Annotated in this window: 23 protein-coding genes; 16 read left to right on the plus strand and 7 right to left on the minus strand. The window is 64.9% G+C overall.

Features of this window, described 5'->3' with window-relative positions:
• The first annotated feature begins 44 nt into the window (after nucleotides 1–44).
• From ACFQ3C_RS00500 to ACFQ3C_RS00525, 6 genes are read left to right on the plus strand one after another with little or no spacing between them, the layout of a single operon-like run.
• Complete coding sequence (locus ACFQ3C_RS00500) at nucleotides 45–914, plus strand: FAD binding domain-containing protein (protein ID WP_380788127.1); 870 nt, start codon at nucleotides 45–47, stop codon at nucleotides 912–914.
• Nucleotides 907–3657 (plus strand): molybdopterin-dependent oxidoreductase, encoded by a 2751-nt coding sequence (locus ACFQ3C_RS00505; protein ID WP_380788129.1) that lies wholly within the window; start codon nucleotides 907–909, stop codon nucleotides 3655–3657. The genes ACFQ3C_RS00500 and ACFQ3C_RS00505 overlap by 8 nt, the downstream gene beginning before the upstream one ends.
• Nucleotides 3650–5152: a 6-hydroxynicotinate reductase gene (locus ACFQ3C_RS00510; protein ID WP_380788131.1), complete on the plus strand. Its 1503-nt coding sequence runs from the start codon at nucleotides 3650–3652 to the stop codon at nucleotides 5150–5152. Before ACFQ3C_RS00505 ends, ACFQ3C_RS00510 begins: the two co-directional genes overlap by 8 nt.
• Nucleotides 5149–6021 (plus strand): UPF0280 family protein, encoded by an 873-nt coding sequence (locus ACFQ3C_RS00515; protein ID WP_380788133.1) that lies wholly within the window; start codon nucleotides 5149–5151, stop codon nucleotides 6019–6021. The genes ACFQ3C_RS00510 and ACFQ3C_RS00515 overlap by 4 nt, the downstream gene beginning before the upstream one ends.
• Complete coding sequence (locus tag ACFQ3C_RS00520) at nucleotides 6014–6598, plus strand: amino acid synthesis family protein (protein WP_380788135.1); 585 nt, start codon at nucleotides 6014–6016, stop codon at nucleotides 6596–6598. The genes ACFQ3C_RS00515 and ACFQ3C_RS00520 overlap by 8 nt, the downstream gene beginning before the upstream one ends.
• Nucleotides 6595–7179, plus strand: a complete 585-nt coding sequence (locus ACFQ3C_RS00525; RefSeq protein ID WP_380788137.1) for an amino acid synthesis family protein — start codon at nucleotides 6595–6597, stop codon at nucleotides 7177–7179. Before ACFQ3C_RS00520 ends, ACFQ3C_RS00525 begins: the two co-directional genes overlap by 4 nt.
• Before the next feature lie 72 nt (nucleotides 7180–7251).
• On the opposite strand, the gene ACFQ3C_RS00530 is transcribed toward ACFQ3C_RS00525, so the two are convergent.
• Entirely contained in the window at nucleotides 7252–7680 is a 429-nt protein-coding gene (locus tag ACFQ3C_RS00530; RefSeq protein WP_380788139.1) for a MarR family winged helix-turn-helix transcriptional regulator, read from the minus strand.
• A 255-nt stretch (nucleotides 7681–7935) separates the two neighbouring features.
• On the opposite strand from ACFQ3C_RS00530, the gene ACFQ3C_RS00535 reads away from it, so the two are divergent.
• From ACFQ3C_RS00535 to ACFQ3C_RS00555, 5 genes are all read left to right on the plus strand, one after another.
• Complete coding sequence (locus ACFQ3C_RS00535) at nucleotides 7936–9003, plus strand: aromatic ring-hydroxylating dioxygenase subunit alpha (protein WP_380788141.1); 1068 nt, start codon at nucleotides 7936–7938, stop codon at nucleotides 9001–9003.
• A 26-nt stretch (nucleotides 9004–9029) separates the two neighbouring features.
• A complete protein-coding gene (locus ACFQ3C_RS00540) occupies nucleotides 9030–10235 on the plus strand; it encodes an ABC transporter substrate-binding protein (protein ID WP_380788143.1) in 1206 nt (401 codons plus the stop codon).
• A 126-nt stretch (nucleotides 10236–10361) separates the two neighbouring features.
• The gene (locus ACFQ3C_RS00545; RefSeq protein WP_380788145.1) at nucleotides 10362–12224 is read left to right on the plus strand and encodes an ABC transporter permease; all 1863 of its coding nucleotides are present in this window, start codon (nucleotides 10362–10364) and stop codon (nucleotides 12222–12224) included.
• Complete coding sequence (locus tag ACFQ3C_RS00550) at nucleotides 12221–13000, plus strand: ABC transporter ATP-binding protein (protein ID WP_380788147.1); 780 nt, start codon at nucleotides 12221–12223, stop codon at nucleotides 12998–13000. Before ACFQ3C_RS00545 ends, ACFQ3C_RS00550 begins: the two co-directional genes overlap by 4 nt.
• Complete coding sequence (locus ACFQ3C_RS00555) at nucleotides 12993–13694, plus strand: ABC transporter ATP-binding protein (RefSeq protein WP_380788149.1); 702 nt, start codon at nucleotides 12993–12995, stop codon at nucleotides 13692–13694. The genes ACFQ3C_RS00550 and ACFQ3C_RS00555 overlap by 8 nt, the downstream gene beginning before the upstream one ends.
• An 83-nt stretch (nucleotides 13695–13777) precedes the next feature.
• Here ACFQ3C_RS00555 and ACFQ3C_RS00560 read toward each other — a convergent pair whose 3' ends face one another.
• From ACFQ3C_RS00560 to ACFQ3C_RS00585, 6 genes are all read right to left on the minus strand, one after another.
• Nucleotides 13778–14305 carry a TRAP transporter small permease gene (locus tag ACFQ3C_RS00560; RefSeq protein WP_380788151.1) on the minus strand — a complete coding sequence of 176 codons (528 nt, stop codon included), beginning with the start codon at nucleotides 14303–14305 and terminating at the stop codon, nucleotides 13778–13780.
• Between the two features lie 57 nt (nucleotides 14306–14362).
• Nucleotides 14363–15337, minus strand: a complete 975-nt coding sequence (locus tag ACFQ3C_RS00565) for a TRAP transporter substrate-binding protein (protein ID WP_380788153.1) — start codon at nucleotides 15335–15337, stop codon at nucleotides 14363–14365.
• Nucleotides 15338–15372: 35 nt separating this feature from the next.
• On the minus strand, nucleotides 15373–16656 hold the full coding sequence (locus ACFQ3C_RS00570) for a TRAP transporter large permease (protein WP_380788155.1): 1284 nt from the start codon (nucleotides 16654–16656) through the stop codon (nucleotides 15373–15375).
• 3 nt (nucleotides 16657–16659) lie between these two features.
• A complete protein-coding gene (locus ACFQ3C_RS00575) occupies nucleotides 16660–18165 on the minus strand; it encodes an amidase (RefSeq protein ID WP_380788157.1) in 1506 nt (501 codons plus the stop codon).
• Between the two features lie 133 nt (nucleotides 18166–18298).
• Nucleotides 18299–19261: a LysR substrate-binding domain-containing protein gene (locus ACFQ3C_RS00580; protein WP_380789098.1), complete on the minus strand. Its 963-nt coding sequence runs from the start codon at nucleotides 19259–19261 to the stop codon at nucleotides 18299–18301.
• Between the two features lie 146 nt (nucleotides 19262–19407).
• The gene (locus ACFQ3C_RS00585; protein WP_380788159.1) at nucleotides 19408–20097 is read right to left on the minus strand and encodes a GntR family transcriptional regulator; all 690 of its coding nucleotides are present in this window, start codon (nucleotides 20095–20097) and stop codon (nucleotides 19408–19410) included.
• Between the two features lie 138 nt (nucleotides 20098–20235).
• Between ACFQ3C_RS00585 and dctP the strand changes: the two genes are divergently transcribed.
• The 5 genes from dctP (at nucleotide 20236) to ACFQ3C_RS00610 (ending at nucleotide 25987) form a co-directional block, all read left to right on the plus strand.
• On the plus strand, nucleotides 20236–21225 hold the full coding sequence (gene dctP / locus ACFQ3C_RS00590; RefSeq protein WP_380788161.1) for a TRAP transporter substrate-binding protein DctP: 990 nt from the start codon (nucleotides 20236–20238) through the stop codon (nucleotides 21223–21225).
• A gap of 86 nt (nucleotides 21226–21311) precedes the next feature.
• Nucleotides 21312–21857 (plus strand): TRAP transporter small permease, encoded by a 546-nt coding sequence (locus tag ACFQ3C_RS00595; RefSeq protein WP_380788163.1) that lies wholly within the window; start codon nucleotides 21312–21314, stop codon nucleotides 21855–21857.
• A 2-nt stretch (nucleotides 21858–21859) separates the two neighbouring features.
• Nucleotides 21860–23173 (plus strand): TRAP transporter large permease, encoded by a 1314-nt coding sequence (locus ACFQ3C_RS00600; protein ID WP_380788166.1) that lies wholly within the window; start codon nucleotides 21860–21862, stop codon nucleotides 23171–23173.
• Nucleotides 23173–24483, plus strand: coding sequence for a malonyl-CoA decarboxylase (locus ACFQ3C_RS00605; RefSeq protein ID WP_380788168.1), 1311 nt, complete (start codon nucleotides 23173–23175; stop codon nucleotides 24481–24483). Before ACFQ3C_RS00600 ends, ACFQ3C_RS00605 begins: the two co-directional genes overlap by 1 nt.
• Nucleotides 24476–25987: a malonate--CoA ligase gene (locus tag ACFQ3C_RS00610; protein ID WP_380788170.1), complete on the plus strand. Its 1512-nt coding sequence runs from the start codon at nucleotides 24476–24478 to the stop codon at nucleotides 25985–25987. The genes ACFQ3C_RS00605 and ACFQ3C_RS00610 overlap by 8 nt, the downstream gene beginning before the upstream one ends.
• The last annotated feature ends 4 nt before the right edge of the window (nucleotides 25988–25991 follow it).

The following is a 25991-nucleotide window of genomic DNA, read 5'->3' on the forward strand; positions in this document are numbered from 1 at the left end:
ATCAAGGCCGCCCGCCAGAGGTGGTCGACAACGGGGAAGCTGCGATGGGATATCTTGTTGCCGCATCATTGTCCGAGGCGCTGGAGGCGCTGGGCCGGCAGGATGCCGCCGTGATCGCGGGCGGGACCGACTGGTTTCCGGCGCAGGGCCAGCGGCCGCTCAAGGGCGATCTGGTCGATATCACCCGCGTCCCTGAACTGCGCGGGATCTCGCGGGACACAGGCGACAAGGGCGGCTGGCGCATCGGCGGGGCCACGACATGGACCGATGTGATCCGCGCCGATCTGCCGCCCGCTTTCGACGGGCTGAAGGCAGCCGCGCGCGAGGTGGGTTCGATCCAGATCCAGAACGCGGGCACCATCGCGGGCAATCTGTGCAACGCCTCCCCCGCCGCTGATGGGGTGCCGCCCCTGCTGACGCTGGGCGCGGTGGTCGAGCTGGCCTCGACCGCGGGTACACGGCGCATGGCGCTTTCGGATTTCCTCAAGGGGCCACGCCAGACCGCGCGTATGCCGGGCGAGGTGCTGACCGCCCTGCATGTGCCGGACCTGCCCGAGGCCGCGCAAGGGGCCTTTCTGAAACTGGGCGCGCGGGAATATCTGGTGATATCCATCGCCATGGTGGCCGTGGTCGTGACGCTGGATCAGGGCCGGATCGTGCAGGCAGCGGTGGCTGTCGGGTCCTGCTCCGCCACGGCGCAACGGCTGCCGGCGCTTGAGGGCGATCTGGCGGGGCGCCGCGCGCAAGATGTGCTGGACGCGGGGGCAGGGATCATCGCATCCCGTCACCTTGCGCCGCTGTCACCCATCGCAGATGTGCGCGGCAGTGCGGAATACCGGCTTGAGGCGGCGGGCACGCTCTGCGCCCGTGCGCTGGCCATGGCGATAGAGCAGGGGGAACAGTCCCATGGATAAGCGCACGGCACCGGATCTGACGGCCTTTCACCTGAACGGCCAGGTGGTCGAGGTGGCTGCGATGCCCGGCGAGCGCCTGTCCCACAGCTTGCGCGAAAGGCTGGGCGCGCGCGACGTCAAGATCGGCTGCAACGCGGGCGATTGCGGCGCTTGCACGGTGCTGGTCGATGGCGCGCCGGTCTGCGCCTGCCTGATGCCGGTGCAGCAGGCGGCGGGCACGCGCGTCGAGACGCTGGCGGGTCTGGTCAAGGCCGATCCTCATGCCACAAGGCTGGTGGACAGCTTTCAGGCCCATCAGGCCGCGCAATGCGGGATCTGCACGCCGGGCATGATGGTGTCCGCCGTGGCGCTTTTGCGCGACAGGCCCACGCCTGACGCCGCACAGGTGCAGGATGCGCTGGGCGGGGTGCTGTGCCGTTGCACCGGCTATCGCAAGATCATCGACGCGGTGGTCGATGCCGGCGCGGGCGTGGCCCCCGCCGCCGAAGGCTCGGGCGATGTCGGCACCACGATCCGCCGTCTGGACGGGCTGCCCAAGGTCACCGGCACCGAGGCTTTCGGCGATGACGTGGCCCCCGCCGGTGCGCTGGTGTTGCGCGTCATCCGATCCCCCCATGCCCATGCGGGGTTCACCTTCGGCGATCTTGATGCCTTTCGCGCGGCCCATCCCGGCATCGTTGCCGTGCTGACCGCCGCCGATGTGCCGGGGCTGAACGCCTTTGGCGTGATCCCAGGTTTCATCGACCAGCCGGTCTTCGCGGTCGATCACGTGCTTTTCCGGGGCGATGCCGTCGCCGCCGTTGTGGGTGACGCCGAGGCGATGGCCCGCTTCGATCTTGCTGATTTCCCCGTCACATGGCAGGTGCGCGACGCGGTGATGGAGGTTGACGCCGCCCTTGCCCCCGGCGCGCCGCAACTGCATCCGGGCCGCGACCGCAACATCATGTGCGGCGGCCATGTCGCCTGTGGCGATGCCGAGGCCGCGCTGTCCCGCGCGGATGTGACGATCGAGGGGCAGTTCACCACAGCCTTCGTCGAACATGCCTATATCGAACCCGAGGCCGGTTTTGCCGAAATGGACGGTGACCGTGTCGTGGTCCATGCCTGCACCCAGGCCCCGGTGATGGATCAGGAGGCGCTGATGCAGATCCTTGGCCTGCCGCGCGATCGCATCCGCATCGTGCCCACGGCGGTGGGCGGCGGCTTCGGCTCCAAGATCGACGTGTCTTTGCAACCCTTCCTGGCGATTGCCGCGATCAGGACGGGGCGGGCGGTGCGGATGACCTATGACCGGGTCGAGACGATGCAATCCACCACCAAACGCCACCCCGCGCAGATCACCATGCGGATCGGGGCCGGTCGTGACGGGCGTCTGTCGGGCATGACCTTCGACGGGGATTTCAACACCGGGGCCTATGCCTCATGGGGGCCGACCGTGGCGAACCGGGTGCCGGTCCATGCCTCGGGGCCCTACCGCGTGGCGGATTACCGGGCGACATCGCGGGCGGTGAATACCCATTGCGTCCCCGCTGGTGCATTCCGCGGTTTCGGCGTGCCGCAATCAGCCATCGCGCAGGAAAGCCTGTTCGATGATCTGGCGGGCAAGCTGGGCTTGGACCCGCTGGAGTTACGCATCCTCAACGCGCTTGATAACAACCTGCCCACGGTCTGCGGGCAGGTCTTTGCACAGGGTGTCGGGATCAAGCCCTGCCTTGAGGCCTTGCGCCCCGCATGGGCGGCGGCAAAGGCCGAATGCGACACGTTCAACGCCAGCAACACCACCCATAAACGCGGGGTCGGGCTGGCGGCGGGCTGGTATGGCTGCGGCAATACCTCGATGCCAAACCCCTCGACCATCCGGGCGGGGCTGCGCGCCGATGGCACGGTCGTGCTGCATCAGGGGGCGATGGATATCGGGCAGGGGTCGAACACGGTGATCCCGCAGATCTTCGCCCGCGCCTTCGGTGTGCCGGTGCACCGGGTCGCGCTGATCGGCGCCGATACCGACCTGACGCCGGACGCGGGCAAAACCTCGGCCAGCCGCCAGACCTTCGTGACCGGCAATGCGGCGCGTCTCGCGGGCGAGGCGCTGCGCGCGGCGGTGCTGTCGCAGGTCAATGCCAGCCCCGATGCGGTGATCACGCTTGATCCGTCGGGCGTCACCGTCACCGACGGGGCGCAAAGCTTCACCCTCGATCTGGCGCGGCTGACGCCCAACCCCGCAGGCTATGTGCTTGAGGTGAACGAGACCTACGATCCCCCCACCAAACCGCTGGACAAGAACGGCCAGGGCGAACCCTATGCCCAATACGGCTATGCCGCGCATCTGGTGGTGGTCGATGTGGACATCGCCCTTGGCCGTGTCCGCCCGCTGCGCTTTGTCGCCGCCCATGACGTGGGGCAGGCGATCAACCCGCTGCTGGTTGAGGGTCAGGTGCAGGGCGGCATCGCCCAGGGCATGGGCATGGCGCTGATGGAGGAATATATCCCCCATCGCACCGAAAACCTGCATGACTACCTGATCCCCACCATCGGGGATGTGCCCCCGATCGAGACGCTGATCGTCGCGGTGCCGGATGCCCACGGGCCCTACGGCGCCAAGGGGCTGGGGGAACATGTGCTGATCCCCACGGCGCCTGCGATCCTCAATGCCATCAAACACGCCACCGGCGCGCGGATCACCCGCGTGCCCGCCACCCCCGCGCGGGTGCGCGCCGCGCTGAAGGAGGTCGGACATGCCTGACGACAATGCCCCGAACCCCACGTCCGAAAAGATTCGCTGCGATGCCTGTCCGGTGATGTGCTACATCGCCGATGGCAAGGCGGGTGCCTGTGACCGCTATGCCAATCATGGCGGCACGCTGGTCCGCCTCGATCCGCTGACGGTGATCCAGGGCGGCGCGCAGGCCGTGGCTTTTCTGGATCAGGGTGAGAACGCGCAGGACTGGGATGGCGATGTCATCCAGGGCAACCGCACCTTCGTGACCGCCGTGGGCGCGGGCACCACCTATCCCGATTACAAACCCGCCCCCTTCATCGTCTCCCAGCAGGTCGAGGGCGTGGACATGGTCACCGTCGTGACCGAAGGCATCTTCAGCTATTGCGGCGTCAAGGTGAAGATCGACACAGACCGCCACATCGGCCACGAACGCGCCATCGTGCGGGTGGAGGGCGAGGCGATCGGCCATGTGATGACCGCCGAATACGGCTCCAAGATGCTGTCGCTGGGCGGGGTGGAACATCTGACCGGCGGGTCCAAGAAGGAAGGCCGCGTGACCTGCGACGCGCTGATGCGCCTGTGCAACCGCGAACCGGTCGAGATGCAGATCGACGATGGCGTGACCATCGTGGTGCAGGCGGGCCATGCGCCGATCATCAACGGCACTCCGGAAAAGCTGATGCGCGTGGGTTGCGGCTCGGCCACGATCGGGATGTTCGCCAAGCAATGGTACGGCCATGTCGATGAGGTGGTCGTGGTCGATGACCATATCACCGGCGTACTCAGCGAGCATGAGGCGGGCAAGGGCCTCGACATGCGCCTGTCGGGCATCAAGGTGAAGGGCCGCAAATCCACGCCGGGGCGCTATTTCCAGGTGGCCGATCCCGGCACCGGCTGGGGCGGCACCAATGTCGAAGACCCGCTGACCATCCTCAAGCCCGCCGATCCGAAACTGGCATGGCCGGGCCTGCGCCTGCTGATGATCTCCACCACGGGCGAGCAATGGGCCTATTACATCCTTGATGAAAACTTTGTCCCGCAACCGGCCGACATCACGCCGCCGCTGCTGGCCACCGCCGAGCGGATCGCGGAAAACTGCGAACCTTCGCTCTGCTCGGTGCTGTTCATGGGCGGTGCGGGCGGCAGCTTGCGCGCGGGCGTCACCGAAAACCCCGTGCGTTTGACCCGCTCGGTCAAGGACGCGCTCACCTACGTCTCCTGCGGCGGGGCCGAGGCTTATGTCTGGCCCGGTGGCGGTATCACCGTGATGGCCGATGTGATGGACATGCCCACCAATTCCTTCGGCTATGTGCCGACCCCGGCGCTGGTCGCCCCGATCGAATTCACCCTGCGGCTGGCCGATTACGCGGCCTTGGGCGGGCATGTGGATCACGTGCGGCCCGTCGAGACAGTGCTGACACCCGCGATCCGCAAGGTGCTGCCGAACATCAGCCAGCCTGATCCGCATGATCCGCAGAATTACCGCTGGCGGCCTGATCGAAAGGGGCGGCGCGGATGACAGGGCCGGTTTCTGCCTTGCTGGATGACGGGCGGTTGCACCTGCAACATGGCCCCATCGACCTGATCATCGGGGTCGAGGCGCCGGATGACGCGACCTGCCGCATCGCCTATCGCGCGGCGCGCGACCGCTTTGCCACCGTGCTGGATGAACTGGTGCCGGAACTGCCCCTGTTGCGCGCACCCCTTGGCGCGGCACCTCAGGGCCAGATCGCCCGTCGGATGCACCGCGCCTGCGGAACCGTGGCGCAGGGCGATTTCGTCACTCCCATGGCCGCCGTGGCAGGCTCGGTCGCGGATACGGTGCTGTCCGCCATGCTGGCCGCGACGCCGCTGATCCGCGCCCATGTGAACAACGGCGGCGATATCGCGCTGCATCTGGCGCCGGGCGCGGAATACCGCGCCGCCATCGCCGGGCTGGACGGGCAACTGGCGGGCCAGATCACGCTGCGCGCCACAGACGGCGTTGGCGGCATTGCCACTTCGGGGCAGGGCGGGCGCAGCCTCAGCCTGGGTATTGCGGGGGCGGTGACGGTGCTGGCGCGCGATGCCGCCACGGCGGATGCCGCCGCCACGCTGATTGCCAACGCGGTCGATCTGCCGGGGCATCCGGCGATCACGCGGCAACCCGCCTGCGATGTCTGGCCCGACACCGATCTGGGCGCGCGCCCGGTCGTGACCCATGTCGCCCCGCTGCCCCCCGCAGATATCGCCCGCGCCCTGTCACATGGCGTCACCCGCGCGCAGGCGATGATCGACACCGGCGCCATTGCCGCCGCAGCACTGGTCCTGCAAGGTCAGGGCGTTACGGTCGGAGATTTCGAAGACGGGGCCACGGCCCTCAAGGAAAGGAGCCTCTCATATGCCTGAGGTCGAGATACGCAAATTCGCCAGTGTCGTGGAAGAGGTCTTCCACGAAGGCGGGCCCCGCGCCACCACGCCGCTGCGCCGCGCCGCCGTGATCGCGGTGATCCGCAATCCCTTCGCGGGCGCTTATGTCGAGGATATCCAGCCCTTCATGGAAGACCTCAAGCCGCTGGGCCTGATGATGGCGAACCGGCTGGTGGAGCTGCTGGGCGGTGACCCTGCAATCGTCGAAGGCTATGGCAAAGGCGCCATCGTCGGCGCGGCAGGCGAGCTGGAACATGGCGCGCTGTGGCATGCGCCGGGTGGCTATGCCATGCGCGAGGTGCTGGGCGACGCCATGGCGATCGTGCCCTCCACCAAGAAGGTCGGCGGGCCGGGCACCCGGCTCGACGTGCCGATCACCCATATCAACGCATCTTATGTGCGCAGCCATTTCGACGCGATGGAACTGGGCCTGAACGACGCGCCGCGCGCCGATGAAATGGCGCTGATGCTGGTCATGACGACCGGCCCGCGTGTTCATAACCGCGCCGGTGGCCTTGCCGCCGACAAGATCACAGGAAAGGACGGGCTGAGATGAGCGCCGATATCCGCAAACTGGCCGTCTGGGTCGAGGAAACCCATACCGAGATGGGCAAAACCATCACCCCCGCCACCCGCAAGGCCGTGGCGGTGGCGGTCATCGCGAACCCCTATGCCGGGCGCTACGCCGATGATCTGTCCGCGCTGATCGAGATCGGCGCCGAACTGGGCGGGCTGCTGGGGGCGCGCTGCGTCGCGGCCCTTGGGATCGCGCCGGGCCAGGCGCAAAGCTATGGCAAGGCCGCCATGGTCGGCGAGGGCGGAGAACTGGAACATGCCGCCGCCATCCTGCATCCCAAACTGGGCGCCCCCCTGCGCGCGGCGGTGGAAAAGGGCGCGGCCCTGGTACCGTCGTCGAAAAAGATGGGCGGGCCGGGTCAGGTGCTGGACGTGCCGCTGGGCCACAAGGACGCGGCTTACGTGCGCAGCCATTTCGACGGGATCGAGGTGCGGCTGAACGATGCGCCACGGGCAGGCGAGATCATGGTGGCTGTCGCCGTGACCGACAGCGGCCGCCCCTTGCCGCGTGTCGGCGGGCTGACCCATGCCGAGGCCGAAGGCAAGGACGGGCTGCGCTGATCCTGCGGGATGCGTCGGATTTTGAGTATTTGAAGAACGATGAAGGGGGGCGACCTGCGCGCCCTTCCTCTGTCAGAGCTTGTCCAGCAGTTCCAGAAGCCGCTCCATCTCGCGGCGGGTCAGGTTCGCGGCGGTCACCTCGGAGATCCGGTGCGCCGTTTCTATGGCCTGGGCGGCGAAGTTGCGCCCCTCCGGGGTCAGGGAAATATCCAGCCGGCGCATGTCAGAGGTGCTTTTGCTGCGTCGTACCAGCCCCTTGGCGCGAAGCCGGTCGACCACGCCCTTGGTCGTGGCCGCATCCATGCCCACCAGCCGACCCAGCTGATTCTGCGAGATCGTATCCTCGTCCATCAGCTTGGCCAGCACGGCAAATTGCGTGGGCGTCACATCCGGCATCATCCGGGCGAAAACCTCGAGGTGTTTCTGGTTGGCCAGCCGCAGTTTGAAGCCGATCTGGTCCTCCAGCCGATAGGTCGACCTTTCCCGGTTCTCGATGTCCATCCGCCGTCTTTCCTCCGGGGGCTGCGTGCCTTGCGCGCCGTTGTCTTGCCCGTGATCCGTGCAGTAGTGTTTCACGAAAGCGGGGCGGGGTCCATTTCCTGATTACGCCAGAAAAATTTGTTTGACAGCTAACAAGTTTTTGGTGCGGAATGGGGGAAAGGTCAAGCAGGACGACGGCGGCGTGTTGCGCGCCGGGCATCGCGTGATCGGCAAGGATCGTCCGCCTGGCGGGCGGCGCAACAGGAGGGTAGGACGATGTCTTTCGTCAGGAACGCCTGGTATGTGGCCGGATGGTCGCATGATTTCGGCGCCGAGATGCGCGCCCTGACCATCGTGAATGAAACCATGGTGATGTTCCGCGCCAGTGACGGTGCGCTTGTTGCGCTGGAGGATCGCTGCCCGCACCGGCAGTTGCCGCTGTCCAGGGGCAAGCGGATCGGCGATACGATCCAGTGCGGCTATCACGGGATGACCTTTGATCGCACCGGCGCCTGCGTCCGCGTGCCGGGGCAGGAGAACCTGCCCGCCAGCGCCTATGTCGATGCCTTCCCGGTCGAGGAACGCCATGGCATCGTCTGGGTCTGGACGGGGGAGCCTGACCGCGCCGATCCTGCCTTGATCTTCGACATGCCCGAATTCAGCGATCCGGCCTGGCATGTGCATCATGGCGACGCGCTGCATCTGCATGCGAATTACCTGAACGTGGCGGAAAACCTGGTGGACCCCGCGCATGTCAGCTTTGTGCATCCCACGACGCTGGGCAGTTCCGCATCCGAGAATGTCCCTGTCCATGTCAGCACACGCGGCAAGGTCATTACCGCCTGGCGCTGGATCCGCGATGCGCCGCCTGTGGGGTTTTTCCAGAAGTTCGGCGGCTTTACCGGCAATGTCGACCGCTGGCACTACTACCATCTGCATCTGCCCAGCACCGCGGTGATCGATTTCGGCAGCGCCGATGCGGCGCTGAACCTGCCCGAGGACGAGCGCCAGAAAGGTGTGCGTATCTTCGCGCTGCATTTCGTGACCCCGGTGACCGAGGATTACACGATCGACCACTGGATGCATATCCGCAACGCGGCGGTGGGCGATGATGCGGCCTCGGCGCAGATGGACGCGATGTTCCGCGTGGCCTTCGCCGAGGACAAGGAGATCCTGGAGGCGATCCATATCGAGGAACAGCGCCCGCAAAAGCGCAAGCCCATCCGCATTGCCATAGACAAAGGCCCGAACGTATACCGTAAAAGGATACGCGACCTGATCGAAACCGAGGCGACCGAAGACCTTGGAGACCCTGTAAGACCAACTTTCGTCCAGCACGACTGAGGACACCCAACAGAGAGGATATCCCAATGCATCGCAAGACGTTTCTGAAAGGACTGGCAGGTGCGGCCGCACTTGCCATGGCGGGGCTTCCCGCCCTGGCGCAGGACACGATCAAGATCGGAGAGATCAACCATTACAAGCGCATGGCCGCCTTCGCCGAACCCTACAAGATGGGGATCGAGCTGGCGCTGGAAGAGGTGAACGGCGCAGGCGGCGTGCTGGGCAAGCCGCTGGAATTCATCTTCCGCGACGATCAGGGCGATCCCGGCGAGGCGATCAAGATCGCCGAGGAGCTGATGACGCGCGACGGCGCGGTCATGCTGACCGGCACCATCCTCAGCAACGTGGGCCTGGCGATTTCCTCGCTCGCGGCGGAAAAGAAATACCTCTATCTCGCGTCCGAACCGCTGGCGGATTCCATCGTCTGGGCCAGCGGCAACGATTATACCTTCCGGCTGCGGACCTCGACCTACATGCAGGCGGCGATGCTGGCCGAAGAGGCCGCGAAATCCGATGCGGTCCGCTATGCGACGATCGCGCCCAACTATGCCTATGGCAAGGAAGCGGTCGCGGCCTTCAAGACCGTGCTGACCCAGTTGAAACCGGATGTGGAATTCGTGACCGAGCAGTGGCCCGCGCTGTTCAAGATCGACGCGGGGGCCGAGGTTCAGGCGCTGGAACGCGCCAAGCCCGATGCCGTCTTCAACGTGACCTTCGGCACCGACCTTGCGAAATTCGTCCGCGAAGGCACGACGCGGGGCCTGTTTGACGGGCGCACGGTTTACGGGATGCTGACGGGCGAGCCGGAGTACCTCGATCCGCTGGCGGACGAGGCGCCCGTCGGCTGGGTCGTCACCGGCTATCCCTGGTATGACGTGACGGACGCCTCCAACAAGGCTTTCGTCGATGCCTATCAGGCACGTTACAGCGACTATCCCCGCATCGGATCGCTGGTGGGCTACATGACCGTGCAATCCATCGCGGCGGCGCTGGAAAAGGCCGGCAGCACCGAGACCGAGGCGCTGAAGATGGCCTTCAAGGGGCTTGAACTGGATACACCCGTCGGGCCGATCACCTATCGCGCGATTGACCATCAGGCGACCATGGGGGCTTTCGTCGGCACCATCGCGATGAAGGACGGCAAGGGCGTCATGGTCGACTGGACCTACAAGAACGGCGCCGATTACCTGCCCAGCGACGAAGAGGTCGCAAAGCTGCGCCCGGCGAACTGAGCCTGCGCGCCACGATTGCGGGCGGCGGCTGGTCTGCCGCCCGCACCTCTTGGTCAGCCGTGCCGCGCCTTTCGGGCGCGCCCGGCGCTGGCCTGAGCTTTCTCCAGAACAACCGGGGCCGCGCATATGGGTTTCTTCATCGCACAGCTTCTGACGGGGCTTGCCAATGCAGGCGCGCTGTTCATGGTCGCCTCGGGGCTGTCGCTGATCTTCGGCGTCACCCGGATCGTGAATTTCGCGCATGGATCGTTCTACATGCTGGGCGCCTATGTCGGCTACAGCCTGATGCAGGTGCTGCCGGGGGCGGTGGGGTTCTGGACCTCGATCCTGCTGGCGGGCGTGATCGTGGGGCTGATTGGCGTCATCGTGGAAATCTGTGTGCTGCGCCCGGTCTACCGCGCGCCTGAACTGTTTCAGCTGGTCGCCACCTTCGGCGTGATCCTGGTGATCCAGGACCTGACCCTGATGACCTGGGGCGCCGAGGATGTGCTGGGTCCGCGTGCCCCCGGCCTGACCGGCGTGGTGCGGATCATGGGCGAGCCGGTGCCGAAATACGATCTTGCGCTGCTGGTGATCACGCCCTTCGTGGCGCTGGCCCTGTGGTATCTGATCACGCGTACGCGGGTCGGCGTGCTGGTGCGCGCTGCCACCCAGGACCGCGAGATGGTGGGCGCGCTGGGCGTCAACCAGTCCTGGCTGTTCACCGGCGTCTTCTTTCTGGGCTGCGCGCTGGCGGGCCTGGGCGGGGCGCTGCAACTGCCCAAGGGCGGGGCCGACCTGCTGATGGATTTCAACATCCTGACGGCGGTTTTCGTCGTCGTGGTGATCGGCGGCATGGGGTCGCTGCCTGGCGCCTATCTGGCGGCGGTGCTGATCTCGGTGCTTGGCGTTTTCGGCGTCACCTATATGCCGCAAAGCACGCTGGTGCTGATGTTCGTGATCATGGTGCTGGTCTTGATGATCCGCCCCTATGGCCTGTTCGGCCGCCCCGAAGTGGCGGGCGAACATGGCCAGGTCGGCGAGCCCGAGCGCCCGATCAAACCTGCCGGGCCGCGCGCGCGCATGATCGTGGCCGCGGGGCTGGCGCTGCTGGCGCTGATGCCGGTCTACGGGTCAAGTTTCGCGCTGGTGCTGGCCACCGATATCCTGATCTTCTGCCTCTTCGCCGCCAGCCTGCATTTCATCCTTGGCCTTGGCGGGCTGGTCAGTTTCGGCCATGCCGCGTTTTTCGGAGGTGGGGCCTATGTCGCGGCCCTGCTGGTCACCTATGCCGAGACGCCGATGGAACTGGCCCTGCTGCTGGCGCCGCTGGGCGCGGGCATGGCCGCCATCATCATCGGCTGGGTCTGCCTGCGGTTGACGGGCGTCTATTTCGCCATGCTCACGCTGGCGTTTTCGCAGCTGCTGTGGAGCCTTGTGTTCCAGTGGGGCGAGGTGACGCGCGGCGATGACGGGCTGGTGAATATCTGGCCCTCGGCCTGGGCCTCTGGCACCACGGTCTATTTCTACCTGACGCTGGTGATCTGTACGGGCGGAATCCTGTTTCTGCGCCACGCAGCCCATGCGCCTTTCGGCTATGCGCTGCGCGCCGCCCGCGACAGCGCCCGCCAGGCCGAGGCGACGGGGATCAACACCAAGCGCGTGCAATGGGCGGCCTTCGCGCTGGCCGGTGCCATGGCCGGTGTCGCGGGGGGGCTGTTCGTCTTTTCCAAGGGCAGCGTCTTTCCCAACGAGCTTGAGATCGCGCGCAGCTTCGATGCGCTGATCGTGGTCTTCCTGGGTGGGGTCAAGACGCTGGCGGGCGGTGTCGTCGGCGGCGCCGCGCTGGAAGGGGTCAAGGATATCCTGACCCGCTTTGAATACTGGCGTCTGGCGCTGGGCATCCTGATCATCGTGGTGGTGATCCTGGCGCCTGACGGGCTGGTCGGCACCGCGCGCAAGCTGGGCGAACGCTGGGGCCTGTTGCGCGGCACGGAGGACAGCAAATGAGCATCGTTCTGGAAACCCAGGGCCTGTCGAAATCCTTCGGCGCGATCAAGGCCGTGTCGGACGTGTCCTTTGCCCTGCACAAGGGCGAACTGCTGGCGATGATCGGCCCCAATGGCGCGGGCAAGAGCACCTGTTTCAACATGCTGATGGGTCAGTTGAAACCCACGGCCGGCACCGTCTGGCTGAACGGTCAGGACCTGGCGGGACTGGGCCCCCGCCAGATCTGGCGCATGGGGGTGGGGCGGACGTTCCAGATCACCGGCACATATGCGTCGATGACGGTGGCGGAAAACGTGCAGATGGCGCTGATCTCGCATCATCGCCGGGTCTTTTCGATTCTGCCCTATGCGCACAGGCTTTATCGTGACCGGGCGCTGGACCTGCTGAACCTGGTGGGCATGGCCGATCAGGCGGACCGGCATTGCGCGGTACTGGCTTACGGCGATCTGAAGCGGCTGGAACTGGCGATTGCGCTGGCGCATGAACCCAGCCTGCTGCTGATGGATGAACCCACCGCCGGGATGGCCCCGCGTGAACGGATCGCCCTGATGCAACTGACCGCCGATATCGTGCGCGATCGCGGCGTCAGCGTGCTGTTTACCGAACATGACATGGATGTGGTCTTTGCCCATGCACACCGGGTCATGGTGCTGAACCGGGGCCAGCTGATCGCGGATGGCACGGTCGATCAGATCCGCAACGATCCGCGCGTGCAAGAGGTGTACCTGGGTGGTGGCACCCTGTTCCACGCCGCCGAGGAGGGCCAGCATGCTTGAGATCGCATCCGTCAACAGCTTCTACGGCAAGGCCCATGTTCTCAGCGATCTCAGCTTTTCGGTCCAGCGCGGGCAGGTCGCGGCCCTGCTGGGGCGCAACGGGGCGGGCAAGTCCACCACGATGAAATCCATCATGCAGCTGGTTGCGCCGCGCAGCGGGCAGGTCCGCTTCATGGGGAAGGATCTTGTCGGCCTTGCGCCGCACCGGGTCGCCAAGATGGGCCTTGGCTATGTGCCAGAGGATCGGCGCATCTTCACCGACCTCACGGTGCTGGAAAACCTTGAGGTGGGCCGCCAGCCCCCGCGCGAAGGCACGGTCACATGGACCCGCGACATGCTCTTCGATCTCTTTCCCAACCTGGCCGAACGGCGCAACAACCGGGGCAAGGAAATGTCGGGTGGCGAGCAGCAGATGCTGACCATCGCGCGTACGCTGATGGGCAACCCCAGCTTCGTGCTGCTGGACGAACCCAGTGAAGGCATCGCCCCGGTCATTGTCGAACAGATGGCCCGCGTGATCCTGCAACTGAAATCCGAAGGTTTGACGGTCCTATTGTCGGAACAGAACCTGCATTTCGCCCGTGCCGTGGCCGATGTGGCCATCATCATCGAAGGCGGCGCGCAGAAGTTCCACGGCTCCTTGGCCGAGTTGAACGCCCACCCCGAGATCAGGGATGCCTATCTGTCGGTCTGAACGCGGGCGTGGCGTGGTGATGCCGCGCGGGCTTGCCGGGCGGCAAGCTGTCTGCAATGTCGCGTGGCAATGGCTGTCAGATATCAATCCAGTTGCGACGGGGGCGCGCCGCGTGGGCTGTCACCCGCCCATCGTGCCGCAAGGTGCAACAGGATGATGATCATGGACAGCGGAACGGAAACCGAGATCCAGACCATCGGTATGCCAAGCGTGTCGGCCGTCAGCCCGGATTGACGCGCCAGGTAGCCTTTGGCAAATCCGCCCTTCAGGCCCATGAAGCAGAAATAGACGACCGGCAGCACGAAGGTCAGCACCGCCGCGGACTGGATCGCTTCGGCCAGGTGCCCCAGAAGATGCGGACGCGGGGGAAACACGCTTTCCATCAGGACTGCATCCGCGCGGGTCTTGAACGACAGGGTCGCCCCCAAAAGCCCTGTCCAGACCATTGCGTAGCGGGCCACATCCTCGGTCCAGACGGGGGGCGCGGAAAACACGTAGCGCGCGACGATCTGGATCATCACGGTGAAAAACATCAGGCAGACCGCCAGGACCGCGATGTGGCGCACAGCCTTGTGCAAGCCGTCGCTGAGGTCGATGATCATCTTGCGCATCGTCGTTCTCCGGTCGGAAGGGACAGGCGGGCCGGGATCGTGGCCCGCCTGTCCGGCTTAGCGATTGGCGTCGGACAGATCGGTCCAGATCTTGACGTCGGCGCTGGGCATCAGGTCGGATTCATAAACGGCCTTGGATGCCTCGCGGAAAACGGCGCGTTCCTCCGCGGTCAGGCGCTGGACTGTGACGCTTTTCTCCTCAAGCGCGGTCAGACCGGATTCCGAGGCTTTGGCCAGCCATTCACGATTGGCCGCATCGGCGGCGACAACGGCGGCATCGACGGTGGCGCGCTCGGCGTCGGTCAGCCCGTCATACCATGCCTTGGACATCAGCACGGCGCGCATCGGGATGATCACGCCCGCATCCGAGAAATGACGCACGAAATCCGTCTGCCCGAACATCACCGGCACGAAGGGCGAGTTCAGGTAGCCGTCGATCACGCCGGTCTGCAGACCTGCGGGCACTTCGCCCCATGGCACGATGGTGCCGCTGGACCCCCAGGCCTGGTACATCGCGATCTGCGCGTCATCCAGCGCCCGCATCCGCAGGCTGGACATGTCGGCAGGGTTACGCACGGCCTGCGTGGTGGTGATGATCCCCGAGGACGGGCCGATCGGAACAAGGGCCGCAACCCGTACATCCTGCGCCGCGAGGCTGTTGTTCAAGCGTTCGAACACATTTCCGGCGGCAACGGCGCGGTCCATATGGGCGGCGTCGTCGAAGATATAGGGCAGGCGCACGCCATAGATGAAGGGGTCGACCTGCGCGATGGACCGCACATCCGACAGCGACACCTCCAGCAGCCCGGTCGAGACCTGGTCGAATTTCTCGGCCTCGTTGCCGACAGAGCCGGCGGGCATTTCGCGTGTCTCCATTCCGCCGGCTTTCAGCGCGTTGCCGAAGGCGAAGGCCCAGTTGTAGGACCCCGATTGTTCCATGTCGGGTTTGCCATCCAGCGCGATCTTGACCTCGGCCGTAGCCGTGGTGGACATGGCCAGCAGTGCCGCCAGTGTGAGTGCCTTGAGTGTCATGAGGTACCTCCCAGTTCCCAGTTCCCAGTTTGTCGTCAGTTCACGGAAAATCCGAACAGGCGCGGCAATGCGAGGCTGAGGCTTGGCCAGTAGACCAGCGCCAGCAACACAAGCACCTGCACGGCAATGAATGGCAGCGCGGTATATGCCAGCCGCCAGTAGTTCAGATTGGTCAGCGCCGCGACGACGACCAGGCATTTGCCCAGTGGCGGCGTGATCAGGCCGACGCAGAGGTTGAAGCACAGCACGATGCCCAGGTGGATGGGGCTGATCCCCTGTTCCAGGGCCTGCGGGGCAAAGAGCGGGATCAGCAGGGTCAGCGCCACGGGCGTGTCCATGAACATGCCCGCGACCAGGAAGACCGCCATCAGAAAGAACAGGTATTTCGTCCCGGTCAGGCCAAAGCTGTCGACCCATCCCGCCAGCGCCTGCGACCAGCCCAATTGCCCGGCCAGGTATCCCAGCACCGAAATCGCGGCGAGGATGATGAAGATCGTGCCCGTCATCTTTGCGGTCGCCTCGACCGCGTCGAAGATCATGCGCCAGTCCAGCCCCTTGTAGAACTGCCCCGCCATAAGCGCGAACAGCACGGCGATGGCCGACCCCTCGGTCGGCGTGGCCAACCCGAACACCAGCGAGCCCAGGATGATGACAGGCAGGCACAACGCGGGGGCCGCATTGATCAGGCTGGGCAGGAAGCGTGGCAAAGTCTCGGATTTGCCGCCCGGATGATCCTGGGCGACGGCGATCCCGGCGTTCAGCGCCATCAGGCTGGCCGCCAGCAGCAAGCCGGGGACCACGCCCGCGATGAACAGGGCCGCGACCGATGTGCCGGTCAGGCCGCCGTAGATGATCATGATGATCGACGGCGGGATGATCGGCCCGATCATCGACGATGCGGCGGTGATCGCACCGGCGTAATAGGGGGTGTAGCCGCGCGCGGTCATTTCCGGCACGAAGGTGCGTGACAGGGCCGCGCTATCCGCGACGGCGGACCCCGAGATGCCGGCGAAAAAGACGCTGGTCAGGATATTCACATGACCCAGGCCACCCTTGAACCGGCCCACGAGGGACATCGCAAAGTCGATCAGGCTGCGCGTGGCACCGGCGCGGCTCATGATCTCGGCGGTCAGAATGAACATCGGCATCGCCATGAAGGCGAAGACATCAAGTTGCGCGAAGATCCGTTGTGGCAGGACCGACAGGAATTGCGCCTTGTCGGTGGCGATGAATGTCACGATCGACACCGCACCCATCAGATAGGCAAATGCCGTGCCGGTGATCAGCAGAACGATGAAGACGAGGGGGACATAGAACATCGCCTATACCGCCGTCTTTACGCGCGGCGCATCGCGCGGGCCCTGCCCATCCAGATGGGGCGGATGCGTCACGATCGACCGCAGGTCGATCCGGGACGGCGCGATCGCCGCAAGATCGGGCCTGGGGCGGGCGGTTGTCGGGGATTGGGCGAACAGCCGCTCGAATGCCCGCGCGCTGGCCAGCAGGGCCTGATCGCCCCGTGCCGCGCCCAGGATCTGCATCCCGAAAGGCATTCCGCCGGGATCCCGTCCGCAGGGCAGGGTGATCGCCGGCCCCCCGGCAAGCGACCCGCGATAGGCCAGCGCAAGCCAGCGGTAATAGATGTCCATCTCCTGCCCGTCGATGACCTGCGCGTGGGACTGGGTCCAGGGGAAGGGTGATACGGGCGCGGTCGGCAACAGGATGACATCGAATCTCTGCATCAAGGCGTTGAAGCGGCGCAGGATGCGCGTTTGTTCGGCATGCGCCCAGGCCCGGTCAGCCAGGGTCATGCTGCGCCCCAGGGCGACATTGGCCGCGATATGCGGGCCATAGGCCGCGGGTGTCCGGTCCAGCGCCTCTGCGAAGGCCGACAGAAAGCTTTCCGCGCGCAGGATGTCAAAGCAGCGATCCATGTCGCCCAGGGCCAGGTCCGCGGGGCGGCAATCGCGCACATGCGGACGGATCAGGTCGATCCGCTCCAGGAAGGTCTGCCGGATCTCGGGCGCAATGGCAGCGCTGCCGAAATCGGGGCTGTAGCCGATCCGCAGATCCCTGAGGCGGATATCCGGCAGGGCGGCAAACCGGTCCGGGGCGCCCGCCACCGATAGCGGGTCGTCGGGGTCATACCCCTGGCAGATCCCCAGCATCAGGATCAGGTCATCCATCGTGCGCGCCATTGGTCCCAGCACCGAAATCCCGGACCAGCCAAGCGGCCGCGTCGGATGCGCGATGACGTCCACGGAGGGGCGATAGCCCACGATCCCGCAGAGTGCCGCGGGTATCCGCAGCGATCCGCCCGTGTCCGATCCGGTGCAAAGCGGCAAAAGTTCTGCCGCAAGCGCCGCGGCGGACCCGCCCGAGGAGCCGCCGGCAATCAGGTTCGGGTCGAACGGATTGCCCGTTGCCCCCCAGACCGGGTTGCGGCTGTTGCCGCCCGCGCCCAGTTCCGGAACATTGGTCTTGGCCAGGACAATGGCCCCCGCCGCGCGCAGGCGCGCGACCATCGGCAGGTCCCGGTCCGGCACGTTTCCGCGCGCGGCTATGCTGCCATGGGTCGTCAGAAGGCCCTTGGTGTCCTGAAGATCCTTGACCCCGATGGGCAGCCCGTCCAGCGGACCTTTCGGCTGCCCCGCCTGCCACCGCGCCGTGGCCGATTGCGCCTGTGCGCGGGCGCGCGCGACATCCATGGCGGCCAGGGCGTTGATCTTGGGATTTACTGTTGCGATGCGATCCAGGCAGGCCGAAAGGTAATCGACCGGTGACAGGGTCCCGGACCGGAATCCCGCCAGGACATCGCATGCTGTCATTGCCGTCACGGACATGGGCAAGCCATGGGCGCAAGCCGGGTCAGAATCATCACACGCGCCCTCCCAAACCGAGTGTTTGAATAAGGTATGCTTATGAAATGCTTAAAAATAGAGCCAAATATGGTATAATACATTAACCAAATGGAATGGTCTTGAGGTCATCCGTCGCTTGCTGAAGACACTTCAGAAACAGCGACAGGGTGCCGTTCTGGGCGGCCTTGTCCCGCCGCCAGAAACAGCGCGCCTCGGACAGCAGGCCTTGTGTGTTCAGCGGCAGCATCACTATGTCCCCGCGTGCGGCATGGGTCTGCGCCAGGCGTTTGGGCATGAAACCCAATGCCGGCATGACCCGCAGGATTTCCAGGTTCAGCGTCATCGACAAGGACGCAATCGTATTGCTGGGCGGTGCCAGCCCGTTTGCCGCGAACAGGGCATCAATCGCCTGACGCGCGACAGAGTTCGCTTGCGGGACAATCCATGGGAATGCGGCCGTGTCCGCCCATGTCAGCCCCGGCTTTTTCTCCAAGGGATGATCGCGCCCGGCGACAACAAGAACGGGTTCTGAAAACAGTGCCATCTGGTCGATGCCGGGCATTTCCTGCGGTTGCCAGATCCGCGCGATCAGGACATCGATGGCCCCGGCCTCGAGTTCCGGCAACAGCTCAACGAAATGCCCTTCCTGAATGGATATGCTTGCCTGTGGCGCGCTGCGTTTGAACAGTGCCAGCGTGCCCGGCAACAGGGTCGGCGCGACAGAGCTTACGACACCGATCGACACCGATCCCGACAGGCCGCTGGCCATGGCCTCGATGTCAAAGGCCGCGCGGTCCAGCTGATTCAGGGCCTGGCGCGCATGTTCGGCAAGCCTGCGCCCGATCGGTGTCAGGTAAAGCCGGTTGCGTTCGCGTGTGACCACCGGCACGCCGACGATCTTTTCAAGCTCGGCGATTTGTTTCGAAACAGCGGGTTGCGTGACGTTGAGCGCCTCGGACACCCGTGCCACCAGTTTCAGATCAGCCAAGGCCGCGATCACCCGCAGATGGCGCAGCGTGATCGACTTGAAGGGGTCATTGTTTGAAATTTGCCATCTCCCGATATGTCACGGATCACAGCATGTCATGGTTTGCACAGGGTCCAAAGCGCGCCCGGGCGGTCAAGATGTCAGGATGTCCGGAACGCCACACCCCGACGCGTCGGCATGATAGGCCCGCAACGATGCCCCGCGACGGGACGCCCACCGGGTCAGACCCGCATCGCCATGGGCTGGGGGTTGGCGCGCAGGTTGGATTGCTTGTAGCTGGCCATCAGGTCGTTGAACTTGCCACCCTGAACCGCCACGTGATCACGCAGCACCGCCTCGGCGGTTTCGCTGTCGCCGGTTTCCAGCGCCGTAAGGATCTGGCGATGCTCTGTCAGTGACTGGATCATCCGCCCGCGCACACGCAGTTGCATCCGCCGAAAGGGTTGCAGCCGCTTGTGCAGGCGCTGCGCCTCCTGGGCCAGGAAGTCATTGCCCGAGGCGGTATAGATCAGCTGATGGAAATGCTCGTTCTCGCGGTAATAGCCGTCGCTGTCGCCGGCCTCGACCGCCGCTTCGCAGGCCAGGACGGTGGCGCGGATCGCGGCAAGCACCTCTGGCGTGATGCGCCGGGCGGCCAGGCGGCCGCAGACGGCCTCAAGCTCGGCCATGACCTCGAACATCTCGATCATTTCGTGAAAGGCGGGGTGGCGCACGAAGGCGCCACGGCGTGGCAGCAACTCGACCAGGCCCGAGGCGGCCAGCATCTGGAACGCCTCGCGCAGCGGGGTGCGCGAGACATGGAACCGTTCGGCCAGACGGATTTCATCCAGCCGTTCGCCATCGGCGAATTCGCCGGTGACGATCATCTGTTCCAGTGCTTCGCGCACATTGTCGGCCATGCGTGTGTTCATGTGTGCAATCGTATCCCGCGTCCTGGTATTGGGCAATCGAATTCTTGTATACAAAAAGTTTGACATTGGATGCACAGCCGCGCAGGATCGTCGCGATTGCGGGAGGGAGCCCGCAGCACATCCATCTGGGAGGATAGAATGACCATCAGAACTTTCGCCGCTGCTGCGGCACTTGCGGTTTTCGGCATGGGCCTTTCGGCCGCCAACGCGACCGAACTGCGCCTTTCGCATCAGTGGTCTACAGGCGACGTGCGCCACAAGGTCGCCGAGATGATCGCGACCGATGTTGCTGCGGCGAATGTCGACCTGGAGATCAAGATCTTCCCGTCCGAATCGCTGCTGAAAGCGCGCGAGCAATACAACCCGCTGTCGCGCGGGCAGGTAGACATGATCGTCTATCCCTTGTCCTACTCGGGCGGTCAGCGCCCCGAATATAACCTGACCCTGATGCCGGGCCTGGTGAAGAACCACGACCATGCAGCGCGCCTGAATGAAAGCCCGTTCATGGAAGAGATCGAAAAGATCATGGCCGAGGATGACATCATGATCCTGGTCCATGGCTACCTGGCGGGCGGTTTCGCCAGCGTCGGCGATTGCATCACCCGTCCCGAGCATGTGAACGGTCTGAGCACCCGCGCGGCCGGCAAGTCGTTCGAGGAGATGCTGGCGGCTGCCGGTGCCTCGATCTCGTCCATGGCCTCGTCCGAGGTTTACAACGCGATGCAGACCGGCGTGCTTCAGGCGGTCAACACCTCGTCTTCGTCCTTCGCATCCTTCCGTCTGCAAGAGCAGGTCAAATGCTACACGCCTGCCGGTGATGTGGCGCTGTGGTTCATGTACCAGCCGGTGATGATGAACAAATCCACCTTCGAGGGTCTGAGCGACGCGCAGAAGACCGCGCTTCTGGCGGCAGCCGAAAAGGCCGAAGCCTGGTATCTGGAGCAGGCCAAGGCGGAAGACGCGGCCTCGGTCGAGGTGTTCAAGGCGGCCGGCGTGACCATTGCCGAGATGACGCAGGACGATTTCAACGCCTGGCTCGACCTGGCCAAGCAGAGCTCTTACAAGTCCTTCGTCGACAGCGTGCCGAACGGCCAGGCGTTGCTGGACCTCGCCCTCGCGGTCGAGTGATCGCAGTATCCTGACACAAGACTGTCCGGGCGGTTCGCAATCCGCCCGGACCCAAGCGACACCCCCCAAGCATCGGAGCCTGTCCCATGGCAACCCTGCCTTCTGCCCGTGCCGCCAGCACTGGCGGCTACCTGATCCTGCGCCTGATAAAGGGCCTTTCGACTGTCTGCGGGTGGATCTCCGCGGTGATGATCCTGGCCTCGGTCCTGATCACATGCCAGATGATCTTTGTCCGCTTCGTGATGGGCCAATCCACGATATGGCAGACCGAGGCGGTCATCTATCTGATGATCGGCGCCACGCTGCTGGGGCTGCCCTATGTGCAAAGCCTGCGGGGGCATGTGAATGTCGACCTGATCCCTATCCTGGTGAAGGGACGCGCGCGCAAGATGCTGGCCGGGCTGGTGTTGCTGATGACCATGGCCGTGGTCAGCGTGATCCTGTTCTACGCCTATGAGAACTGGCATTTCGCATGGGAGCGGGGCTGGCGGTCTGAAACGGTCTGGGCGCCGAAGTTGTGGATCCCCTACCTTGCCCTGCCGCTGGGCTTCGGCCTTTACCTGTTGCAATTGCTGGCGGATTTCGTGGCGCTGGTGCTGGGCGTCGATCGCCCCTTCGGCCTGGAGGATTGATGATGGATCCCTTGTCACTTGGCCTTCTGGTCGCCCTGATGACCATTGTCGTGCTGTTCTCGGGGGTATCTGTCGCCTCGGGGCTGCTGATCGTTTCCGCCGGTTTCCTGCTGGTCTTCGACGGGATGCGGTCGCTTGAACTGATGCCCGAGATCTTCTTTGGCAAACTGAATTCCTTCGCGCTGCTGTCGATCCCGATGTTCATCATCATGGGGGCCGCGATTTCATCGACCCGCGCGGGCGCCGATCTCTATGAGGCGCTGGAGCGGTGGCTGACCCGTGTGCCGGGCGGTCTGGTAATGTCGAACCTTGGCGCCTGTGCGCTGTTCTCGGCCATGTCCGGGTCAAGCCCCGCGACCTGTGCCGCCATCGGCAAGATGGGCATCCCCGAGATGCGCAAGCGCGGCTATCCGGACGAGGTTGCGGCAGGCTCGATCGCGGCGGGCGGAACACTGGGTATCCTGATCCCGCCGTCGGTCACCATGATCGTCTATGGCATCGCGACCGAAACCTCGATCGGGCGTCTGTTCCTGGCGGGCGTGGTGCCGGGGCTGCTGCTGGTGGGCCTGTTCATGGCCTGGTCGATCTATGACACCTGGCGCAACGGCTCGGCCGAGGTGCTGGCGCAGCGCAGCTATACGCTGAAGCAGAAGCTGGAAATCCTGCCGCGGGTCATTCCCTTCATCCTGATCATCGTCGGCGTGCTTTACGCGATGTATGGCGGCATCGCCACGCCGTCTGAAACCGCTGCCGTCGGCGCGCTGCTGTGCCTTGTGATCGCGATGATCATCTACCGGCTGTGGTCGCCCAAGGCGCTATGGACCATCCTGTCCGACAGCACGCGCGAATCCGTGATGATCCTGTTCATCATCGGGGCGGCGGGCGTGTTTTCCTACATGCTGTCATCGCTCTACATCACGCAGTCCATCGCGGCCTGGATTTCCGATCTGGATGTCAACCGCTGGGTGCTGATGGGGATCGTCAACGTCTTCCTGCTTGTTGCGGGCTTCTTCCTGCCGCCCGTGGCGGTGATCCTGATGGCGGCGCCCATCCTGCTGCCGATCATCCTGGCGGCCGAATTTGACCCCTACTGGTTCGCCGTGATCCTGACCATCAACATGGAGATCGGGTTGATATCGCCACCGGTGGGTCTGAACCTCTATGTGATCAACTCGATCGCGCCGGATATTCCGCTCAAGACCATCCTGCGCGGCTCGCTGCCTTATGTGGGCTGCATGGTGCTGGCTATCGTGATCCTGTGCTTCTTCCCCGGCATCGTCACCTGGCTGCCTGACATGATCATGGGGCCGGTGTGATGACACGGGGCTGGGATCTGGGCGGCTGGGCGCTGGGTGATCTGCTATCGACCCTGTTCGAGCGCAAGCGCGCCGGCGACGTGACGGCCAGCGGCAAACCGCTGCCGGAGCTGTGCCGGGCGCTGCTGACCGGGCAGGGCGAAGTATCGGCGATGAAGCGGGCCGCCGAAGTGCTGTTGCGCTACCGGCAGGCGGATGCCGCGGAAAAGGCGGCGTTCTTCCGCTTCCTGGCCGATGAGATGGATCTTGATCCCGCCGCCGTGACCCTGGCCGCGCAGGCCTATGCCGACACACCCGATGCGCGGCACCTCTCGGCGCTGCTGGCGGTGGCGGAACCGCCCCGGCAGGAATTGCTGCGCCGCCTGAACCAGGCGCCGGGCGGAACCGCCGAACTGGTGGCGATGCGCGTCGATCTGATGGCGCAGGCCAAGGCCGAGCCTGATCTGGCGCGCGTCGATCTGGATTTCCGGCATCTCTTCGCGTCCTGGTTCAACCGGGGCTTTCTGGTGCTGCGCCGGATCGGATGGGAAAGCCCCGCCAATATCCTGGAAAAGATCATCGCCTATGAGGCCGTGCACGAGATTCACAGCTGGGATGATCTGCGCCGCCGGTTGGAGCCGCCTGACCGGCGCTGCTTTGCCTTCTTTCATCCGGCCATGCCGGACGATCCGCTGATCTTCGTCGAGGTGGCGCTGACACGCGGCATCCCCGGCGCCATCGGCCCGCTGCTGGCCGAGGATCGGCGCGCGCTGTCGCCGTCCCAGGTCGATACGGCGGTGTTCTATTCGATCTCGAACTGCCAGGCGGGGCTGCGGGGGATTTCCTTCGGCAATTCGCTGATCAAGCAGGTGGTTGATGTGCTGGGCCGCGAGGTGGCGGGGCTGAAGACCTTCGTGACGCTGTCCCCGATCCCGGGCCTTTCGCGCTGGATGGGCACGCAGGACGATGCGGCAAAGGCGATGCTTGCGGCGGATCCCGCCAAGCTCGATCCCGAGGCGTTGCGCCGCATGGCCGCGCATTACCTGCTTGAGGCCAAGGCCGAGGACCGTCAGCCATTGGACCCCGTCGCGCGGTTCCACCTTGGCAACGGGGCCGAGGTGCACGAGATCCACGCCGCTGCGGACCTGTCGCCCAAGGGGCGGCAGCAATCCTGCGGTGCGATGGTGAATTACCTTTACGATCCGGCGCGGGTGGAACAAAACCACGAGGCATTCGCCACCCATCAGACAGTCGCCGCCGCGCGAGGTGTCAAGGCGCTGACCGGACCGGCGAAGGACCGGAAGGAAAAAGGACTGAAGACCAATGGCTAACCTGCTTTTCGATGCTTTCTTTGCGCCGCAGGCGGGGCGCACGCGCCCGTTTCTGATCCTGCCCGACGGGACCGAGATCAGCGGCGCGACCTTTCTGGCCATGGTCAACCGTGTGGCGAACGCTCTTGTCGCGAACGGCGTGAAACCCGGCGATCGTATCGCGGTGCAGATCAACAAGTCACCCATGGCGCTGGCCGTCTATGGCGGGGCGGTCGCGGCGGGTGCGATTTTCCTGCCGCTGAATACGGCCTATACCGCGCCCGAGATCGACTATTTCGTCGCCAACGCCACGCCGAAGCTGTTGCTGGCCGATGGCGCGAAGGCCGAGGGGCTGACCCCCGTCGCACAGGCGCATGGCGCCACGCTGATGGTGCTGAACGGCGATGGTTCCGGCAGCTTTGCCGATCTGGTCAACGCGCAATCCGATAGCTTCACGCCGGTCGAGCGTGGCGCGGACGATCTGGCGGCCTTTCTTTACACCTCGGGCACCACGGGGCGGTCCAAGGGTGCGATGCTGACCCATGGCAACCTGCTGTCCAACGCCCAGGTGCTGACCCGCGAATGGCGCTTTACCGATGCGGATGTGCTGCTGCACGCCTTGCCGATCTTTCACACGCACGGCCTGTTCGTGGCCACCAACGTATCGCTGATGGCCGGGGGGGCGATGATCTTTCTGCCGGGGCTGAACATGGACGACATGATCCGCCTGATGCCCCGCGCCACCACCATGATGGGTGTGCCGACATTCTACACCCGCCTGCTGGACGATCCGCGCTTCACCGCCGATCTGACCGCGCATATGCGGCTGTTCGTGTCGGGGTCGGCCCCGCTGCTGGCGGAAACCCATGTGCAATTCGAAGAACGCACCGGTCACCGCATCCTGGAACGCTACGGGATGACGGAAACCAACATGAATACCTCGAACCCCTATGAGGGTGACAGGCGCGCAGGCACCGTGGGCTTTCCGCTGCCGGGGGTCGAGGTTGTCGTGACCGATCCGACCAGCGGCGCCGTGCTACCCCAGGGCGAGGTCGGCATGATCGAGGTGCGCGGGCCGAATGTGTTCAAGGGCTACTGGCAGATGCCGGAAAAAACCCGCGAGGAACTGCGCGACAACGGCTTTTTCATCACCGGCGACCTGGGCCGGTTCGACGAGGATGGTTACCTCTCCATCGTCGGGCGGCAGAAGGATCTGATCATCACCGGCGGTTTCAACGTCTATCCCAAGGAGGTCGAGCTGATCCTGGACGATCAGCCCGGTGTAATGGAAAGCGCCGTCGTGGGCGTGCCGCATCCCGACTTCGGCGAGGCGGTGCTGGGCGTGATCGTGGCCGAGCCGGGCCAGACCCCCGATCTGGAGGCGATCGACAAGGTGCTACGCGCGAGCCTTGCGCGGTTCAAGCAGCCCAAGGCGCTGAAGATCGTCGATGCGCTGCCGCGCAACACGATGGGCAAGGTGCAGAAGAACGAATTGCGCGGCCAGTTCGGCACGCTGTTCACCTGAAACG

It is taken from the genome of Seohaeicola saemankumensis, assembly GCF_042678485.1.
GTDB classification, from domain to species: Bacteria; Pseudomonadota; Alphaproteobacteria; order Rhodobacterales; family Rhodobacteraceae; genus Seohaeicola; species Seohaeicola saemankumensis.

Excerpts from the sequence above, each read along its gene's own strand:
- ACFQ3C_RS00500 (WP_380788127.1), top strand. The coding sequence starts at position 45 with ATGGGATATCTTGTTGCCGCATCATTGTCCGAGGCGCTGGAGGCGCTG.
- ACFQ3C_RS00505 (WP_380788129.1), top strand. The coding sequence starts at position 907 with ATGGATAAGCGCACGGCACCGGATCTGACGGCCTTTCACCTGAACGGC.
- ACFQ3C_RS00510 (WP_380788131.1), top strand. The coding sequence starts at position 3,650 with ATGCCTGACGACAATGCCCCGAACCCCACGTCCGAAAAGATTCGCTGC.
- ACFQ3C_RS00515 (WP_380788133.1), top strand. The coding sequence starts at position 5,149 with ATGACAGGGCCGGTTTCTGCCTTGCTGGATGACGGGCGGTTGCACCTG.
- ACFQ3C_RS00520 (WP_380788135.1), top strand. The coding sequence starts at position 6,014 with ATGCCTGAGGTCGAGATACGCAAATTCGCCAGTGTCGTGGAAGAGGTC.
- ACFQ3C_RS00525 (WP_380788137.1), top strand. The coding sequence starts at position 6,595 with ATGAGCGCCGATATCCGCAAACTGGCCGTCTGGGTCGAGGAAACCCAT.
- ACFQ3C_RS00530 (WP_380788139.1), bottom strand. The coding sequence starts at position 7,680 with ATGGACATCGAGAACCGGGAAAGGTCGACCTATCGGCTGGAGGACCAG.
- ACFQ3C_RS00535 (WP_380788141.1), top strand. The coding sequence starts at position 7,936 with ATGTCTTTCGTCAGGAACGCCTGGTATGTGGCCGGATGGTCGCATGAT.
- ACFQ3C_RS00540 (WP_380788143.1), top strand. The coding sequence starts at position 9,030 with ATGCATCGCAAGACGTTTCTGAAAGGACTGGCAGGTGCGGCCGCACTT.
- ACFQ3C_RS00545 (WP_380788145.1), top strand. The coding sequence starts at position 10,362 with ATGGGTTTCTTCATCGCACAGCTTCTGACGGGGCTTGCCAATGCAGGC.
- ACFQ3C_RS00550 (WP_380788147.1), top strand. The coding sequence starts at position 12,221 with ATGAGCATCGTTCTGGAAACCCAGGGCCTGTCGAAATCCTTCGGCGCG.
- ACFQ3C_RS00555 (WP_380788149.1), top strand. The coding sequence starts at position 12,993 with ATGCTTGAGATCGCATCCGTCAACAGCTTCTACGGCAAGGCCCATGTT.
- ACFQ3C_RS00560 (WP_380788151.1), bottom strand. The coding sequence starts at position 14,305 with ATGCGCAAGATGATCATCGACCTCAGCGACGGCTTGCACAAGGCTGTG.
- ACFQ3C_RS00565 (WP_380788153.1), bottom strand. The coding sequence starts at position 15,337 with ATGACACTCAAGGCACTCACACTGGCGGCACTGCTGGCCATGTCCACC.
- ACFQ3C_RS00570 (WP_380788155.1), bottom strand. The coding sequence starts at position 16,656 with ATGTTCTATGTCCCCCTCGTCTTCATCGTTCTGCTGATCACCGGCACG.
- ACFQ3C_RS00575 (WP_380788157.1), bottom strand. The coding sequence starts at position 18,165 with ATGACAGCATGCGATGTCCTGGCGGGATTCCGGTCCGGGACCCTGTCA.
- ACFQ3C_RS00585 (WP_380788159.1), bottom strand. The coding sequence starts at position 20,097 with ATGAACACACGCATGGCCGACAATGTGCGCGAAGCACTGGAACAGATG.
- dctP (WP_380788161.1), top strand. The coding sequence starts at position 20,236 with ATGACCATCAGAACTTTCGCCGCTGCTGCGGCACTTGCGGTTTTCGGC.
- ACFQ3C_RS00595 (WP_380788163.1), top strand. The coding sequence starts at position 21,312 with ATGGCAACCCTGCCTTCTGCCCGTGCCGCCAGCACTGGCGGCTACCTG.
- ACFQ3C_RS00600 (WP_380788166.1), top strand. The coding sequence starts at position 21,860 with ATGGATCCCTTGTCACTTGGCCTTCTGGTCGCCCTGATGACCATTGTC.
- ACFQ3C_RS00605 (WP_380788168.1), top strand. The coding sequence starts at position 23,173 with ATGACACGGGGCTGGGATCTGGGCGGCTGGGCGCTGGGTGATCTGCTA.
- ACFQ3C_RS00610 (WP_380788170.1), top strand. The coding sequence starts at position 24,476 with ATGGCTAACCTGCTTTTCGATGCTTTCTTTGCGCCGCAGGCGGGGCGC.